Annotated in this window: 13 protein-coding genes; 4 read left to right on the forward strand and 9 right to left on the reverse strand. The window is 54.2% G+C overall.

What is annotated here, in order from left to right; translation table 11 throughout:
- Positions 1–111 precede the first annotated feature (111 nt).
- The 4 genes from K7H08_RS10785 to K7H08_RS10800 all read right to left on the reverse strand — a co-directional run bounded on the left by K7H08_RS10785 (position 112) and on the right by K7H08_RS10800 (position 3,641).
- A complete protein-coding gene (locus tag K7H08_RS10785; RefSeq protein WP_038478924.1) occupies positions 112–915 on the reverse strand; it encodes an SDR family NAD(P)-dependent oxidoreductase in 804 nt (267 codons plus the stop codon).
- A gap of 333 nt (positions 916–1,248) precedes the next feature.
- Complete coding sequence (locus K7H08_RS10790) at positions 1,249–2,043, reverse strand: IclR family transcriptional regulator domain-containing protein (protein WP_038478921.1); 795 nt, start codon at positions 2,041–2,043, stop codon at positions 1,249–1,251.
- A 270-nt stretch (positions 2,044–2,313) separates the two neighbouring features.
- Complete coding sequence (locus K7H08_RS10795; protein WP_167457104.1) at positions 2,314–2,490, reverse strand: hypothetical protein; 177 nt, start codon at positions 2,488–2,490, stop codon at positions 2,314–2,316.
- A 389-nt stretch (positions 2,491–2,879) separates the two neighbouring features.
- Positions 2,880–3,641: a M48 family metalloprotease gene (locus tag K7H08_RS10800; protein WP_231657909.1), complete on the reverse strand. Its 762-nt coding sequence runs from the start codon at positions 3,639–3,641 to the stop codon at positions 2,880–2,882.
- A 246-nt stretch (positions 3,642–3,887) separates the two neighbouring features.
- Between K7H08_RS10800 and K7H08_RS10805 the strand changes: the two genes are divergently transcribed.
- Positions 3,888–5,162 (forward strand): O-acetylhomoserine aminocarboxypropyltransferase/cysteine synthase family protein, encoded by a 1,275-nt coding sequence (locus K7H08_RS10805; RefSeq protein WP_038478914.1) that lies wholly within the window; start codon positions 3,888–3,890, stop codon positions 5,160–5,162.
- Positions 5,163–5,513: 351 nt separating this feature from the next.
- The gene (locus K7H08_RS10810; protein WP_038478911.1) at positions 5,514–6,161 is read left to right on the forward strand and encodes a hypothetical protein; all 648 of its coding nucleotides are present in this window, start codon (positions 5,514–5,516) and stop codon (positions 6,159–6,161) included.
- Between the two features lie 128 nt (positions 6,162–6,289).
- Here K7H08_RS10810 and speB read toward each other — a convergent pair whose 3' ends face one another.
- Complete coding sequence (gene speB, locus K7H08_RS10815) at positions 6,290–7,207, reverse strand: agmatinase (RefSeq protein ID WP_193059715.1); 918 nt, start codon at positions 7,205–7,207, stop codon at positions 6,290–6,292.
- 158 nt (positions 7,208–7,365) lie between these two features.
- Here speB and K7H08_RS10820 point away from each other — a divergent pair, with 158 nt between their 5' ends.
- Together K7H08_RS10820 and K7H08_RS10825 are read left to right on the forward strand one after the other, a co-directional pair.
- Positions 7,366–8,304, forward strand: a complete 939-nt coding sequence (locus tag K7H08_RS10820; protein ID WP_038478902.1) for a LysR family transcriptional regulator — start codon at positions 7,366–7,368, stop codon at positions 8,302–8,304.
- Positions 8,305–8,457: 153 nt separating this feature from the next.
- Complete coding sequence (locus tag K7H08_RS10825; RefSeq protein ID WP_009723006.1) at positions 8,458–9,129, forward strand: response regulator; 672 nt, start codon at positions 8,458–8,460, stop codon at positions 9,127–9,129.
- A 23-nt stretch (positions 9,130–9,152) separates the two neighbouring features.
- On the opposite strand, the gene K7H08_RS10830 is transcribed toward K7H08_RS10825, so the two are convergent.
- The 4 genes from K7H08_RS10830 to K7H08_RS10845 are packed head-to-tail and all read right to left on the reverse strand — an operon-like array spanning position 9,153 to position 16,101.
- Positions 9,153–11,315: an insulinase family protein gene (locus K7H08_RS10830; RefSeq protein WP_231657910.1), complete on the reverse strand. Its 2,163-nt coding sequence runs from the start codon at positions 11,313–11,315 to the stop codon at positions 9,153–9,155.
- A 49-nt stretch (positions 11,316–11,364) separates the two neighbouring features.
- Positions 11,365–13,062 (reverse strand): PAS domain-containing hybrid sensor histidine kinase/response regulator, encoded by a 1,698-nt coding sequence (locus K7H08_RS10835; RefSeq protein WP_231657911.1) that lies wholly within the window; start codon positions 13,060–13,062, stop codon positions 11,365–11,367.
- Entirely contained in the window at positions 13,059–14,222 is a 1,164-nt protein-coding gene (ercA, locus tag K7H08_RS10840) for an alcohol dehydrogenase-like regulatory protein ErcA (RefSeq protein ID WP_038478891.1), read from the reverse strand. The genes K7H08_RS10835 and ercA overlap by 4 nt, the downstream gene beginning before the upstream one ends.
- A 58-nt stretch (positions 14,223–14,280) precedes the next feature.
- Entirely contained in the window at positions 14,281–16,101 is a 1,821-nt protein-coding gene (locus tag K7H08_RS10845) for an alpha/beta hydrolase family protein (RefSeq protein ID WP_231657912.1), read from the reverse strand.
- Positions 16,102–16,112 lie beyond the last annotated feature (11 nt).

Here is a 16,112-nt window from a genome sequence, read left to right on the forward strand (position 1 = left end):
CGGATCACACGGACGAAAACCACAAAGATAAAAAAGCACTCCCGAAGGGGGGAGCCCGTTGTGAGGTAACTAGCCCCATGTCTGAATCGCAGGCATGGGGCGGAGACTGACTTACTGCATGATCATGCCACCATCAATCATCAGCAACTGACCGGTCATGTAATCAGATTCAGCGCTGGCCAGGAAAGAGGCGGTGCCGACCACATCTTCCGGGTAGGAGTAGCGCTTCATTAGGATCATTTTCTCAGCAAGCTCGTCCATCGACTGGCCCTGCTTATCGAATTTTCCGATACTGACCAAGTCTTTATCAAGCTGCTCCCACAGTTCAGTGCGCACGACGCCAGGGCCATAACCATTGACCGTAATATTGTGGTCGACCAGTGCCTTGGCACCGCCGTTAATCATGGCCAGCACAGCATGTTTGCTGCATGAGTAGGGCACAACGTCGTCAAAGGCTTGGCGAGACAGAATTGAGCCAACGTTAATGATTTTATAAGGACCGTTTTCTTTGCCCTGGTCAATCATCTGCTTGGCGGCTTCCTGCATGCCAAGTAAGCAGCCCAGCGCGTTAACATCCATTATCTGATGCCAGTTTTCCTCAGTGATATCAAGGAACATCAATGGCTTGTTGATGCCCGCGTTGTTGACCATAACATTCAGGCTGCCAAAGGCAGCAACGGTGGCTTTTACGGCGGCCTGTACTTCAGCGCGGTCGGTAACGTTAAGTTTGACTGCAATAGCATCGCCGCCGTTTGCTTTGATACGTGCCGCGACTTCTTCGCACCCTTCAATATTGATATCTGCTACGCAAACCTTTGCCCCTTGGGCAGCATAGTGTTCGGCTACGGCAGCGCCCATGCCGCGAGCTGCGCCTGTAATGAGGCAGTTTTTACCTTTGAGTCGAGTGTTGTCCATGAGGTTACCTTGTAAGTTTTGTTGTGGGCCACTCCACGCCACCACAGTAAATAGTCTTTGTTGTTAAGCGTAGGGAGTCTGCGTTAACAAGGACATCCGTCGTTTACTCGTCATTTCGAATGACAGATTTTGTTTCCTTGTGTTGGCATATTCTCGGCAGGTCATACGGGCAATGACAGGTTGGCCTGTCGCTAATATGACCAGATTGGACGTTTCTACAGGAACACAAGCGCTATTAGGCGGTAGCCAATAGACAAGTCCGCCCAGACTCCCGTAGGAGTAGAGGACTCGTCGTTTGAGCATAGCTTGAACAAACTCAATAATTTAAAGGGGTTACACACTTACCGACTGGCGAATGAGCTGTGCTTTTTCCAATAATAACGGTCGATACGTTTCCAACAGCGTAGGCATATCCACACGGGCGGCATTGGTACTGATATTCATCGCGCCGATCAGTTTTCCATGGGTATCAAACACGGGTACAGCAATCGAGCGCAGGCCGGAATCAAGCTCTTGATCGGTAATCGCATAACCCTGTTCCCGCGCTTGCTGAATCGCCGCTTTTAGTGATGCGCTATCGGTAATGGTTTTGTCGGTATAGCGCGTCAAGGTGAGCTGACTTAGGTAGCTATCCAACTCGCTATCCGGCAGTTGGGCAAGTAGCACTCGACCCATGGATGTGTATGCCGCCGGTAGGCGAGTGCCGACGGAAAGCGTGATCGCCATCAAGCGGTGCGGGGCAGCTGAGCGGGCCAGATAGATAACGTCGTCGCCATCGAGTACCCCAAGCGATGAAGATTCACCACACTGGCGGGTAATATCCTCCAGATACTGCTGAATGACGCCTCGGTAATTATTAGACGCTAAATAGGAGTAGCCTAGCTGCAGCACTTTGGGGGTTAGCTCGAAGTAGCGTTGCTGTTTGCGCACATAGCCAAGGGCGTGGAGCGTCAGTAAAAATCGCCGTGCTTTCGCGCGGTTCATTCCTGTACGCTCGGCGACTTCGCTGAGTGTCATCCGCGTGTGCGTCTCATCAAACGCCATCACGACTTCCAGCCCGCTGGCCAGCGCGGCAACAAAATCACGATCCGTCGGTTTTAAAGCATCTTCTGGTAGGGCATTACTCATGAGTGTCTCGGCTGCGTCAATGTAGGTACGAAGCGAGAAAATAACATTTTGTTCGAATGGCGAACAACAAGAGGCGTTGCTCAGCGGTAAATCGGAGTTGACTTGTGGAGGCTTCATAAAGGCCTAGAGGCAAGTCTTAAGAGATCGCTAGCGAGTATTTTCGTCTATGGAGGGGGCATCAGCGCTCATATACCGCTCTTTCCATCTATGAAAAAGGGTGGACCAAAAGGCCCACCCATTAGCAAATTCCTGATTTAGGAAGGTTGCTGATTACTTCGAATTTCTAATCGGTAACTCAGAAGCACTGAACGTGCTCGCGTCGGTTTGGTGTTGTGCTGATGAATCAGGGTAGGCGATCTGATTGGCTTCACCAGAGCCGCGCTCGGCAAGTGCTGCACCTGAGAATAAAATTAGGGCGGCTGCTGCTACTGTATTGATTAACTTCATAACTTTTAACCTCACGTTAAATAAAACGTCTCTACATTTGCGATGACTGTTCATCGCTATATGGACGACGAGAGACATTGTAAGCAGGCTAACATAATTATTAAATTGATTAAAAATACTCGAACCATTCTATTATTTAGAATGGTTGTTGAGGGGCGACGTCGGGGACTAGGATTGGTCACTAACGCATAAAAACGAGGTGTGACGAGTGAAACGTCACGCGGCTCCCGTGAGGTCAAACGACAGCTTTGCGTTAGGTAGCGGGTGGTAGGGGCAAATGGTTGCGAACAGGGCAATGCGTTTGCCAAGCAAGACCGAGAGGCGCTTACTTGGCAAGGCAATGAAGTAGTGAACGGTGAAGTAATACGTGGTGGAGCAGTACGCTGCGCTTAGTTTAGCGTAGCTTCAAGGCGCTCAGCTCGCTCACCTGGAGCGGGGTGGCTGGAGAAAAAGCTGCTGTTGTTGCCGTATGCTGCTTCCAATTTGCGTAGCGCAGTCAAAGAGGCTTCTGCATTCAGGTTGTACTGCTGCATCAACTCAACAGCGTAGTCATCAGCTTCATTTTCCTGGCGTTGGGAAAACTGAGCATTCACCAGCTTTTCGCCCAGCTCACCAAGTTCAGAGCTGGACAGTGCCGCAGCAGTAGCACTTCCGCTGGCAGCGGCGGCTTCACGTGCAGCCGATGCTGCGTAAGCAACTTGGAAAGCACGCTTGGAGTGTCCCAGCGCCACGTGGCCAATCTCATGAGCGATAACGTAACGTACTTCATCGTCTGTCATTGCGTCCATTAGGCCGGTATGCAGCCGGATAGAGCCGTTGGGTACCGCAAAAGCGTTGATGTCATCCAACTGATAGACATTGAACTCAAGATCGTTTCCGTCGATATTTTCCCAACCCTGGGTCAGGCTTGCCAGCCGCTCGGCATATTGACTGTCACTGGCGACAAGCTGGTTTTCGGCATCAAGCTGGGCAATCGTTTGATCACCTAGTTGTTGCATCTGTTCGTCACTCATGGTGACAGCGCCTACTAGGCCGGTGCCAGCGGAGAGCATACCGCCCATGTCTGCACCTGATTGACAGCCGCTGAGAGTGAGTATGGCAGCTAAACCTAAGGTGCAGAATGTAGAGCGTACTAAGGGCGTTGTTTGCATCGCCAGTTCCTTTGTCGATAAATAATAGACGTTGTGAATTCAACATGGCGCTTATAAAAGCGCGCTAACTATACTGTATGCCGCTATGTGGCTCTATACTTCAAACAGCGGATTGAGGGCTATCTTCATGAACAAGTGCAACATGTAGCACATCAGGTTTATTAACTCGACTAAACGACGTTGGCCTTCAGAGTGGCGCTTGTTTAGGATCAAGGGTGATCCTTCATCAACTAGCGAGCCGTTCTTATGAAGCCTGAAACCATTGCCCTCCACCATGGCTATGCGCCTGATTCACAAAACGCAGTTGCCGTGCCGATCCATCAGACCACGTCGTTTTCATTTGATAGCGCCCAGCACGCGGCGGATCTGTTTGATCTGAAAGTGGAAGGGAATATTTACTCGCGTATTATGAACCCAACCTGCTCGGTGCTGGAGCAGCGGGTGGCTGCGCTAGAAGGCGGCATTGCAGGATTGGCGGTGGCGTCTGGGATGGCTGCGATTACTTATGCGATCCAAACCATCGCTGAAGCAGGCGATAATATCGTTTCGATTAGCGAGCTGTATGGCGGCACTTACAACTTGTTTGCCCACACCTTGCCACGCCAAGGTATTCAAGTCAGGTTTGCCGATAAAGATGATATCGACGGCATCGAAGCGTTAATTGATGAGCGTACCAAAGCGGTGTTTTGCGAGAGCATCGGTAATCCATCCGGTGGCGTGGTGGACCTGCAAAAGCTAGCTGACGCGGCACATCGCCATGGGGTACCGGTGATTGTTGATAACACCACTGCAACGCCGTTCTTGTGTCGGCCCATTGAGCACGGAGCGGATATTGTCGTTCATTCAGCCACGAAATATATCGGTGGCCATGGCACCACGGTAGGCGGTGTGATTGTTGATTCAGGCAAGTTCCCTTGGGCGGAAAATGCCAGCCGTTTCCCGCTGCTTAACGAGCCAGACATCTCCTATCACGGCGTTAGCTATACCCGCGATGTGGGCGACGCCGCCTTTATTGCCCGTGCTCGCGTGGTACCGCTACGCAACATGGGCGCAGCGCTTTCGGCTCAAGCGGCCTGGAACCTGCTTCAGGGGCTGGAAACGCTGTCACTGCGTATTGAACGCATTTGTGCCAATGCGTTAGCCGTTGCCAAGCATTTGGAAAACCATCCGTTGGTCACTTGGGTGCACTATGCAGGTTTGGAAAATCACCCTGACCATGCGCTGGCCAAGCATTATATGAATGGCCATGCCTCGGGAATTCTTAGCTTTGGCATTGAGGGCGGCCAGGCCGCAGGTGAGCGCTTCTACGATGCCCTGTCGCTGATTTTGCGTTTGGTTAATATCGGCGATGCCAAGAGCTGCTCTTCGATTCCAGCATCTACTACCCACCGCCAGTTAAATGAGCAGGAGTTAAAGGCCGCAGGTGTTACACCGGATATGGTGCGCTTGTCGATTGGCATTGAGCATATCGACGACCTGCTAGCAGATATTGATCAAGCGCTAGCGGCTTCTCAAGAGTAACGCGCCTCTAATTCGGATGCTGTCCGCGTTTTCTAACGCTAGGTGATAAATAGTTAACTACTTGATCGCCTAGCGTTATTACGTTGAGTAACGCAGCTTTTAATCGCTACTTTTTTTGCGCGCCCCTTCGGCTAAGTGCATGACGTTAGAGGCTTCGATCCGGTTCAAACAAACGGGTAGGGGCTGATGTTAGGCATGTCTCAACGTTAGATATCACTTTAAATTTGACGGTATTGCTAATGCTATCAAAACTAAAGCTAGCACCATAAAGCTAATTCCATAAGCGATAGCAGCGATGCAGGCGCTTTCCCATAGAAATAACTAACAAGACCTATCAAAGAGGAAACTGTCATGGAGTTGAATCACATCTTGTCGACTCATCGTCTAAAGGCGGCGGTAGTGGCTAGCGTACTACTTTTTCCTGCCGCACAAAGCGTATTAGCGGATGAGGTTGTTGAACAGATCGAACTAGGTCTTGAACTCTATCAAGAGCAAGAGTACGGCGCGGCAATTACCGAGTTGGAATTTGCTATTGAAGATATGCGCAAGATGATGTCAGGCCTGATTGCCCAAACCTTCCCTGACGCACCGGAGGGTTGGACGGCACATGAAGCGACCTCAGGCGGCGCAGGAGGGGGAGCTGCCGCCATGTTTGGCGTTGGTGGTACGTCGCTTGAGCGCGCTTATCAACAAGATGACGGCGATGGTCAGATGACCGCTAGCATGATGCTTGATAGTCCTCTGATACAAAGCATGGGGGCAATGTTTAACAATCCGGCAATGATCGCCGCGCAGCCTAATATGGAGCGTGTTCGTTTGGGGCGTGAAGCGGCAGTGGTGAAGTGGGAGCCTGAACGCTCCCGTGCAGAAGTGACGCTATTACTCGATGGTCGAATTATGATGCAGGTGAAGGGTGAAAACCTGGAATCCCAAGATGTCGCCGTCGACTTAATGCGTGACTGGGATCTTGCTGCTGTGCGTGAGCAAAGTGCTCGTTAACGTCGCCTCACGCATGTTACTCCATGTGATCAGCAGTAGCCGTCTACTTCTCAACAACTTCTCAGCGACTTCTCAACCTTGTTCCGCCTCAACGCTGTGAGCGAAGAGGCGGCAACGCGAAGCGAGACTTACACGCTTAACCTTTCAACACGCTTAGACGCGGCCAGCGTATATAAAAACTCTAGCCCTAACGTGGCTGCGGCGAGTGATGTGATATCGCCATGGTCGTAAGCAGGGTTTACTTCAACAACATCCATGCCTATTAACGGCATGCCCACCATGCCGCGGATCACTTTTAGCATCAGGTCGGTAGACATGCCGCCACATACTGGTGTCCCGGTGCCTGGCGCGTAGGCTGGATCTAAGCCATCAATATCCAGGCTGATATAAGCTGGATGATGGCCAACACGTGCACGGATGCGTTCCAGTACGGCGGCAGGGCCGTGATCATTTACCCAGTCTGCATCCAGCACTTCATAAGGGTGGTTATGGCGATCATAGCTGGTGCGAATACCAATTTGCAGCGAGTGCTCCGGCACTACCAAGCCCTCTTTTAAGGCATGGTGGAAAATAGTGCCATGGTCAAAACGCGTGCCTTGCTCGTAGGTGTCGGTGTGGGCATCAAAATGGATCAATGCCAGTGGGCCATGCACCCGAGCATGAGCGCGTAGCAGGGGCAGGCTGATATAGTGGTCGCCGCCCAGTGTCAGCATTTTTTTATCGGCTTTTAGCCACCGCAATGCGTGGGTCTCAAGGTTATCGACTAGGCTTTCCGGCTCACCGTAGGCGTAGTCCAGATTGCCCGCGTCACATACCCGCAGCCGCTCTTCCAGGGCGAAGTCCCAAGGCCAGCGTTTGCCTTCCCAGATCAGGTTAGCAGTGCTTTGACGAATGGCGTTTGGCCCCATGCGGGTGCCTGATCGTCCTGAACACGCTAGATCAAAGGGCACACCGCTGACCACGACCTCAGCATCGGTCGTTTTAGGATCCGTGGCCTTCGGCACGCCCATAAAGGTAGAGATAACATCACCAAACAGGCTTGGCATGATCTGAGATGGGGTCACCGAGCGTGTACTCCTATGGCGTGCAGTAGAAATAAAACAGGGGGATAGGGCTTGAAGTAGCGCGACGATAAGGAATTTTTAGCGATGAATGAAATGAATGTTTAGAATGAAACCATTCGTTGGATAAATAGTGAGGCGCTATGCGTTCGCTTCGTCATTTTGATTTGAATCTTCTGCTGGTATTTGAAGCGCTAATGCGTGAGCGTCACGTGACACGAGCAGCGGAAAAGCTACATTTAAGCCAGCCCGCCCTTAGTCATGCCTTAAAACGGCTGCGGGACGCGTTGGATGACCCATTATTAATACGTACCAACAATGGTCTACAGCCAACGCCTCGTGCGCTGGCGCTGTTGCCAGTCGTGCAGCAGGCACTGGCCATGTTGCAGGAAGGCCTCGCCCCGCCGATCAACTTCTTACCCTCCACCAGCGAGCGGCATTTCACCCTGGCCACCACGGATTATTTTGAAGAGGTGATGTATCCGGCGTTTCTTAGCCAATTGCTGGCTTACGCGCCGGATATCAGCTTTTCCATTGAGCTGATCACCCCCAACGTACTGAGTGAAGGGCTGGAACAGCGCCAAGTGGATATGGTGGTCGGGCTGGATAGCCAAAGTGTGCTGCCCAGTGGTGTCATACAGCATCTTTGGATGGATGAGGAGTTGGTTTGCTTGGCTGCGACTGACAATGAGCGCGTAGGTGATGCACTGAATATTCAGCAGTTTGCCTGTGAGTCCCATGTGGCACTGTCTGATATCAGCGGTTTAAGACCCAGTAATATCGATAATTGTTTAGTGCAGCACGGCTTAAACCGCCGAGTGATTTCAAAGAACTTAAATTATATTGCGGCAGCGCGGGTCGTTGCGCTCACTGATGCGATCATGACGTTGCCACGCCAAATGGCCGAGCGATTTATCACCATGCTGCCGGTGCGGATCGTCGCGCCGCCTAAAGAGTTACCTGCACTTAATATGACGCTGATTCAGCATGGGCTGTATGCCAACGATCCTGCCCTCATTTGGTTGACGCAATCGCTGATCGAATTCGCTAGCACCTTTAAGCAGAAAGCCGCTGAGCAGTAGCCGGGCTCCGCTTGGTGGTGGGAAGTTGCTTCACTAAAGGCGGATGACTCCGTAGTGGTGATTTAGTCGAGGTGACTTAGTCGAGATGACTTAGTAGAGTGTTATAAAAGACACAGTAAGCGGGATTTAGCTAAACCACAGGCAACCATAATAATGACAGCGACATATAAACTCCTGATTGCCGACGATCATCCCCTGGTGCGCGATGCCATGGCGCGAGTGATCCGTGAAGCTTACGCAGATGCTGAGGTTATCGAGGTAGAAGACTTTGATGCGGCCCTTGCCCATGCCCAGCAAGATCCTGATCTTGATTTGATATTGCTAGATTTAAATATGCCCGGCATGAACGGATTAACAGGGCTTTTGCAGCTGCGTAATGAGCAGCCTACGATTCCGGTGGTGATCGTGTCTGCGGAAGAGGATAAGCAGATTATTCTGCAGGCAGTCTCTTGTGGTGCGGCGGGGTTTATCACCAAGTCACTGCCCCGTGATCAAATGCGCCACGCCATTGCCCAGGTGTTGGAAGGCAATATCTTTCTACCTGCCGATGCCATGCGCGCACCGGACAGTATCCGCAAGCGTCGCCATCAGGACCAAGGGTTTACCGCGGAACAACTGCGCCTGCTGACCCGCAAGCAGCTACAAGTGTTGGAGCATATGACGCGCGGTGAATCTAACAAGATGATTGCCTATCACCTTAATATTGCGGAAACCACGGTGAAAGCCCACGTGTCAGCGATCTTGCGCAAGCTGGGGGTGACCAGCCGAGTACAGGCGATTTTATCCGCCAACGATATCGATTTTTCCCAGTTCCTCAATCGTTGACTTGCTGCAGCTGTCGGTTTGTCTCAGCGGTTGACTGCATAATGACCTGCGCTATCCAGCCAGTGGGTTTGCCAATGGCCCAAGGTGTTTATCTGAGAGAGTAAATTGGTAAGTGCCTGTGAATCGATGTGTTGTTGTCCAAGGCGATGCAGTGGCTGATGGGTACCTGCTAAGAGGCTTTGCCACTGGAGAACCAGCGCCGCGAGTGGCGTTTCAGGTGGTGTTAGCGTTGGCAGTTGCCCCTGCAGAACGCTATCCGACGTTTTCCAGAGGGTATCGGTGATCGATCGTAGCTTTTCCGCTATCCGTTTTTCCCCTGCCGAGACAGTGCCTGCGCTGGTTTGCACCTCGTTGCTAGTTTGCACGACATAGCCAAGCGAGCAAGGCGCGCCGTCGCCCCTGCGAACCGCCGCCACATAGCCCAAGTGATGGTCATAGCGTGCCTGCTGAAAAAACGTTGCGCTGTGATACTTTTCAGCGGCCGCCAATAGCCAGCGTTGAGCGGGCGAGCCCGGTAAGATCAGCGTGCGCATGATTGCAACGTTCGCTGGTTGTGTATCGGCGGCTGACGGAGCGGTTCTGGGTGTGTTTCCAGCAGTAGTTGTCAGTGAGCGACAGGCCAGGGCGGCTAGTGCCTGCGAAATAGTGTCTAACTCCGCTTGATGAGAGACCCATACCGCAGGCGTGGCAGGCAATGGTGTTAAGCGCTGTATCAACTGCTGAGCCAGCAGCCCTTCTTGAGCCTTAGAGGCAGCTAGCACGGCGTCTTCCAACAGCGCCACCATGGCGTGGTTGGCTTGACTACCCACCGCCATCACCCAACTGCCGTGGAGCGAGTTCTCTTGCTTGAAGACAATATCCTGAAGCGCCAGCCGCTGAGCGGTGAGCGGGCTGGGGACAATCACTGCGCCGGGCACAAAGCAGGCCGCCCAGGCGGTGGTGGCAAGTGCCGCGAAATCATCGCTAACACCGTACTGACCGCACCAATGCTGCACGGCGGGGTAAGCCGCTGGTTGTCTATCAAAAGTGGATGGTGAGGGCGATGGAGACGCGTTATCTAATAGCCAACGGGCATTGTTAGCCGCAAACGGGCTTGCGCCTGGCTGATGCTCAGGGGGCTGCGCAATAAAGCGACGAGCTAGCGCTTGGCGGCGGGCGTGTGCAAACCAAGCCGGGGCTAACTGCAGCGTATCAGCGGGTGGCTGCCAAACGATGTCGTGATCGTTAGGTGCTGTGCCGAGCAGGGTTGCGAAGAAGGTTGCTAAACGCTCACTTAGGTCAGCCGCAAGGGCTTCCACCTGCTCCTGTGTCGCAGTGCCGCTTAGCGTCAAGCTAAAGGTGTCTGTTGCCCCGTTAGGGGCCAACGTTGCGCGGTAGTCGGTAATCGAATCAGGAAATTGTTCTACAAGGTAGCCTTGCTGTACCGAGCCAGCTAGGCCGCTAAGGGCGATAAGCTGATGACGAGCAATGGCCGAGGGCAGCGGCCACAGTAGCTCAACGGCGTTGCCCGTCCTGGCTATCTTCGCGTGGGGCAGGCGGCTCCAACGGGGCGTAATGGCAAGCGAAGGAGCGCTGGGTGTTGGTGGGCTAAACAGCGTTGCCATGCGTTTAATCAGCCGGGTCATCGTTTCCGTGGTCCAAGGGCTAATCATGGCAATGCTAACGCGGCCGCCGTGGTAGTGGTCGCGGTGAAACGCGGTGAGCGCTTCAAGTAAGAGCGCCATGTCGCTGCCTAGGGTTTGCGCGTTACCGTGACGGCAGCCAGCACCGATATGTTGAGGGTCGCTGAGCGTGGCGATGGCCGACAGCCGTTGCATTGCCGAACTGTGCTGGCGGGCCTGCCACTCGGCGTCGATGGCGGCGACTTCGGCACAAATGACGGATGGCGAAAACGCAGGCCTGGCGAGCTGGCTGGCAACAGTGAGCGCCGCTGCTTCTAGGGTCTCTGCTGGTATCGAGAAATGTACATCGGTGACGTAGTCATCGGTATGGGCGTTCAGGCTGCCTTGGTGTTGGGAAAACCAAGTAAGCAGGCTGATGTTAGAAAACGCTTCCAACGGCGCGGTAGTGAGCACGTGCTCGAGCAGATGAGCCAGCCCTGGCAGGGTGCGCGGCTCATCCAAATAGCCCGCCGCAATGGCGATACTAACGTGAGCGCGGGTTAAGTGGGGCGCCTGGGCCAGCACTCCCTGCGCCCCGTTAGGCAGGGAGATACAGGTTTGTTGGAAACTTAGGCTAGCCATTGAGCAGGCTACGCAGCAGCGCGCGCAGTTTGCCAGGGCGAACGGGTTTGTTTAACTGCGGCACGCTGGCATGACGCAGGCGGCGCTGCCAGTGGTCAGAGCGGTCGGCGCTGAGAATAGCGGCTGGCAGATGCGGGTCGTGCCAGTGCTGGCGAAGTTGGCGAATAGCCTCCAGGCCAGTCATATTGTCATCTAAGTGCAGGTCGACCAGTAGCATATCCGGTGCTTCCTGGCAGGCTTTAGCGGTATCGATATCCAGGGCAGTATCGCAACTGATCTGCCATTCAGTTAACAGCAGCGCCATGCCTTGCAAAATTGTTGGCTCATTATCCAGGATCAGCACGCGAAGACCTTCAAACTCATCGTCAGCGGAGGGCGGCGCGCTGGGAGCGGGGGCTTGGCTAAAGGAAATACCGCTGGCACGCGGCACCGTAACAGCAAAACAGGAGCCTTGGCCGGGTGCAGAGCGCACAGTGAGCGGATGCTCAAGGCGCTGGCTAATCCGTTCCACAATGGCAAGCCCCAGGCCAACGCCCTGGCGGTCCCGCGCACGGGTAGCGTTAAGTTGGTGAAACTCGCGAAAAATAAGTTGGTAGTCACTTTCGGGAATACCAATACCGCTATCGACAACCTGCACGGCTAGGCTGTCGTCGCCATGACGGCGGACACCCAGGCAGATACCGCCACGCTGGGTATAGCGGCAGGCGTTAGCAAGAAAGTTGCGCACAATGCGGCTGAGTAGATAAGGGTCGCTGGTCACCGCTTGATGAGAAGGCACGTAGCGTAGGGTTAGTCCTTTACGTTGCGCCACTGGGGAAAATTCATCAACCAGATTGCTGAGGATATCGTCGAGTTTAAAGTGGCGTAGTTGTGGCTGTACCTGGCCGTGATCCAGCCGTGAAATATCCAACAGATCGGAAAGAATCGCTTCAGCGCCTTCCAATGAGTTTTGCACACTCTCAATCAAAGCCAGGTTCTCGCTGTCGGTCAGTCGCTCCTGTAGCGAGGCCACCAATAAGCGTGCAGCGTTCATGGGTTGTAGCAGGTCATGACTAGCGGCGGCTAGGTAGCGGTCTTTACTTTGGTTAGCAAACTCTGCGGCATCGCGAGCGCTTCTAAGCTCCTCGTTGAGCCGTTCAAGCGCTTGGGTGCGATCAACTACCCGTGCTTCCAAGTGGGTGTTGAGGGTTTCTAAATGCTGGCGAGCGCGCTCACGCTCGGTAATATCTGCCACAAAGCCTTCGATCAGGTCTTCGTCCCCGGCAAGCTCGGCGGGCTTACGTATTAGGGTAATTGCCACGGGAACTTGATGCCCGGATGCGCCTTGCAGCCAGGTGGTTTGACCTGTTACGTGACCTTGTGCGAGCAGCAGATCGCGCAGCTGTTGCCCTGTAGACGTGTTAACAAACAGCGAGTCAAAACGCGCGCAGCGCTCGAGTGTATGCAACACGCTACTATCATCAAGCATAGCGGCTAGCGCCGGGTTAGCGGCGCGCAATTTGCCGGATAGCGATGCCTGAAAAATACCGTGTAGCGCGTTTTCGAACAGCCATTTGTAGCGGTTGCGCTCCACTTCAAGCTCTTCTAAACGCACGGAAAGCTCGCGATAGTAGCTTTTACGCGCCGACTGCTGACCAAGCCCAAGCAGGTCGCTGACCGAAAAGCCCGAGGGATCGTTGGCTTTTTTCATAGCGCCTCTTCGTAAACCACCGCCACGTCTCTTGAGCTGGAGCGGCGTGGGTTAGTCAGAATGCAGGGATCACCTAATGCATGGTTAGTAAGAAAAGGCACGTCGCTACGCGAGACGCCCATTACGCCAAGGGTTCCACCCAGGCCAACGGCATGTTTTAAATCGACTAAGTACTGAAACAGAGCCTTTTTGATTTGCTGCTGTGATAACCCCCGACAGTCGATACCCACGGCGTCGGCAACCCGCTTAAAACGGTCAGGGGCAGCTTCGTAGTTATAAGCCACCACGTGCTCTAGCAGCATGGCGTTGCATAAGCCGTGGGGTAAATCCAGGAAGCCGCCTAAACTATGCGACATTGCGTGTACCGCGCCCAAAATGGCGTTTGAAAACGCCAGTCCCGCTTGCATACTGCCCAGCATTACTTGGGCACGCAGCTCGCCGTCGGCTGGGTTCGCCACCAGTGCCTCAAGATGGCTACTGATTAAGCGCATGGCTTCTAAGGCATGGGCATCAGTAAGCGGGCCACTACCGGTTGAAACAAACGCTTCGATGGCATGTACCAGCGCATCGACCCCGGTACACGCGGTGAGATAGGGCGACATGGTCATGGTGACTTCAGGGTCGATCAGCGACACATCAGGCACCACGGCTTTGCTGATGATTGAGAATTTCATGCGTCGCTGCTGGTCGGAAATAATCGCAAACTGGGAAATGTCCGCCGATGTGCCCGCTGTTGAGGGAATGAAAATTAGCGGCGGAATGGGCACGCGAATCGTATCCACACCTTCGAAATCAAGAATATGTCCGCCGTGGGCGGTGACGATGCCGATCCCTTTGGCACAGTCCATGGGGCTGCCGCCGCCCACTGCCACAATTGCCTTGCAGCCGGTTTCACGGTAGAGCTCGGCACCGGCCATAATTTCATCGACCCGTGGGTTGGGTGATACGGCGGTAAAGCGCTCAACGGCAATATTGGCTTCCAGCAGCTTGGCTTCAATATCGGCGACCCAACCCGCCAGCAGCACGCCGGGGTCGGAGACCAGGAGTACTTTTTCTGCCCCGAACGTCGTGACGTAGTTGCCCGCAGCGTGGCGTGCCCCGTCGCCAAAAATAATTTCAGGAGCGACAAACTTACGAAGTTGTGTGAGCGGCGAAGTCATGGGCAGTCTCGTTTATCGTTGTTAACCATTATCTTAAGCACCTTAAGGGATTGTTGCGCTACGACCTTGGTGCTGTCGTTAGGTGGCTAGATTGATAAAAGGCTAGCTCGCGGGCCAACATGGTTTGGCGAGCTTTGGGGTGGCGAATGCCGTGATACTCGTTATCAAACAGCAGTGTTTGTGCCTCGCCACCGTGGAGTTCGATATGCCGCGCCATGGCATGAGTCTGCTCTGGCACCACGACGGCGTCTTTGCCACCCTGGATAAACAGTGCCCGTAATGAGCGCTGGCAACGGGTGACGTGGTAGGTAGGGCTGCGCTGGGCGAGCTGAAGTTCGTCTCCGATTAGCCAGCCCAGGTAGCCGGATTCAAAACGGTGTGTTTTTGCCGACAGCGTCAACGCATCGGTTACCCCGTACAGGCTAGTGGCCGCAGCAAATAGCGGCGTGGCCGCCAAGGCATTAAGGGCGGTAAACCCGCCAGCGCTTTGGCCACGAATAAAGCAGCGCGCTGTATCGATCGCAAAGCGTGTGCAGGCGGCATTGACCAAGGCGATGACATCCTCAGTATCGCTGATCCCCCACTGGCCGGCTAAACATTCTCGATAGCGGCGGCCAAAATTGCCGCTGCCACGAGGGTTGATATCTAAAACGTGAAAGCCCTGTTGCTGCCAGTAGGCTACTAGCGGGTCATAAATAGGGTAGGCGGCGGCGGTGGGCCCGCCATGAACGCGCACAATCAGCGGCGCAGCGCGGTTGGCTAAAGCTGAGTAGAAAAAGCCGTGAACCGTTTCGCCTTCGTTGCCAACAGGGGTTTCCAGCCATTGTGCGGTGGCGGAATTTTCAGTCACTAGGTTTTGCGTTACGTTACCCTCGACCTTACCTACTAGACGGTTACGCGAACCATTTTTGTTGAAGCGTATAAGCTGGGCGCCGCTGGTAGCGCTTTGCACAATGGCGTAGTCACCGTGCCTTGCTAGTGTGATGCTTGCCACGCGGCCGGGGTCTGGTAGCAGTACTTCAACCTGCTCGTCGCAACGGCGATAAAGCTGAGCTGCCCCCTGGTACAGTTGGCAGTAAACCTGCCGATTGTCTCGCCATACGTGCTGGCGCTCACCCAACTGCCACGGTGTGGTGATGTGGTCCACCGGGGCACTGCTCAGGCACTCAGGGGTAGCCAGGTTTACCTGCCAGGGTTGCCACCAGCCAGCGTGATCGCCCATGCAAATTAGCGCGTTGCGAGGGCCAAACTGTGGCTGGCTAATCGCCGCGCCGAAGTCCCAGCTTTCAAAGGATTGAAGCGTACCGTCGGCTGCGATGTTTGCGAGGTTCAACTGACTACGCTGCCAGGGCATATAAGGTAGTGACCAGCTCACCCAGGCTAAATAGTTGCCGTCATCGCTTAATACCGCTGCGCCGTAGAAGTCAGCGCCTTCAGCCAGTACTTGCCTGTTCTTGTAAGTTCTGCTGCTGTCAGTAATGGCGACCAGCCGTTGACCTTGTTGATCCTCTTCTACCGCAATCACTCGCTGACGTTTAGGGTCGGCGCACAGCCCACCGTAGGCTGTTTGCGGGCGCTGTTGCCAACAGTAGCTTGCACCGTGGCGGTCGAGCTGCAGGATGGCTTGGTCGTGCTGACGCACCCATACGACACCCCCTAGCAGGGGCGTGTAGCTGCCGCCGCCGTACTGATTCACGCGGCTACCCACCGCCTCTTCTATTACACAGCGCGGCGTCTCGTTGCTGTCGGCGGGCCACTGCCAAAGTTGCATGTCGCCCGTTTGCGTGGAGCGTGCGAGCCAGTAAATAGCTTGGGCATCGCTGTGTAACTCGGCCAAGGTGTCAGTGGGTTCGGCGGCATCTGCCAGGGTAAGCAGCATAGGCGTGCTCC

Source organism: Halomonas sp. IOP_6, from assembly GCF_021151565.1.
Taxonomy (GTDB): Bacteria; Pseudomonadota; Gammaproteobacteria; order Pseudomonadales; family Halomonadaceae; genus Vreelandella; species Vreelandella alkaliphila.

Excerpts from the sequence above, each read along its gene's own strand:
- K7H08_RS10820 (WP_038478902.1), top strand. The coding sequence starts at position 7,366 with ATGCGTTCGCTTCGTCATTTTGATTTGAATCTTCTGCTGGTATTTGAA.
- K7H08_RS10845 (WP_231657912.1), bottom strand. The coding sequence starts at position 16,101 with ATGCTGCTTACCCTGGCAGATGCCGCCGAACCCACTGACACCTTGGCC.
- K7H08_RS10810 (WP_038478911.1), top strand. The coding sequence starts at position 5,514 with ATGGAGTTGAATCACATCTTGTCGACTCATCGTCTAAAGGCGGCGGTA.
- K7H08_RS10785 (WP_038478924.1), bottom strand. The coding sequence starts at position 915 with ATGGACAACACTCGACTCAAAGGTAAAAACTGCCTCATTACAGGCGCA.
- K7H08_RS10825 (WP_009723006.1), top strand. The coding sequence starts at position 8,458 with ATGACAGCGACATATAAACTCCTGATTGCCGACGATCATCCCCTGGTG.
- K7H08_RS10790 (WP_038478921.1), bottom strand. The coding sequence starts at position 2,043 with ATGAGTAATGCCCTACCAGAAGATGCTTTAAAACCGACGGATCGTGAT.
- speB (WP_193059715.1), bottom strand. The coding sequence starts at position 7,207 with ATGCCAAGCCTGTTTGGTGATGTTATCTCTACCTTTATGGGCGTGCCG.
- K7H08_RS10835 (WP_231657911.1), bottom strand. The coding sequence starts at position 13,062 with ATGAAAAAAGCCAACGATCCCTCGGGCTTTTCGGTCAGCGACCTGCTT.
- K7H08_RS10805 (WP_038478914.1), top strand. The coding sequence starts at position 3,888 with ATGAAGCCTGAAACCATTGCCCTCCACCATGGCTATGCGCCTGATTCA.
- K7H08_RS10795 (WP_167457104.1), bottom strand. The coding sequence starts at position 2,490 with ATGAAGTTAATCAATACAGTAGCAGCAGCCGCCCTAATTTTATTCTCA.
- ercA (WP_038478891.1), bottom strand. The coding sequence starts at position 14,222 with ATGACTTCGCCGCTCACACAACTTCGTAAGTTTGTCGCTCCTGAAATT.
- K7H08_RS10800 (WP_231657909.1), bottom strand. The coding sequence starts at position 3,641 with ATGCAAACAACGCCCTTAGTACGCTCTACATTCTGCACCTTAGGTTTA.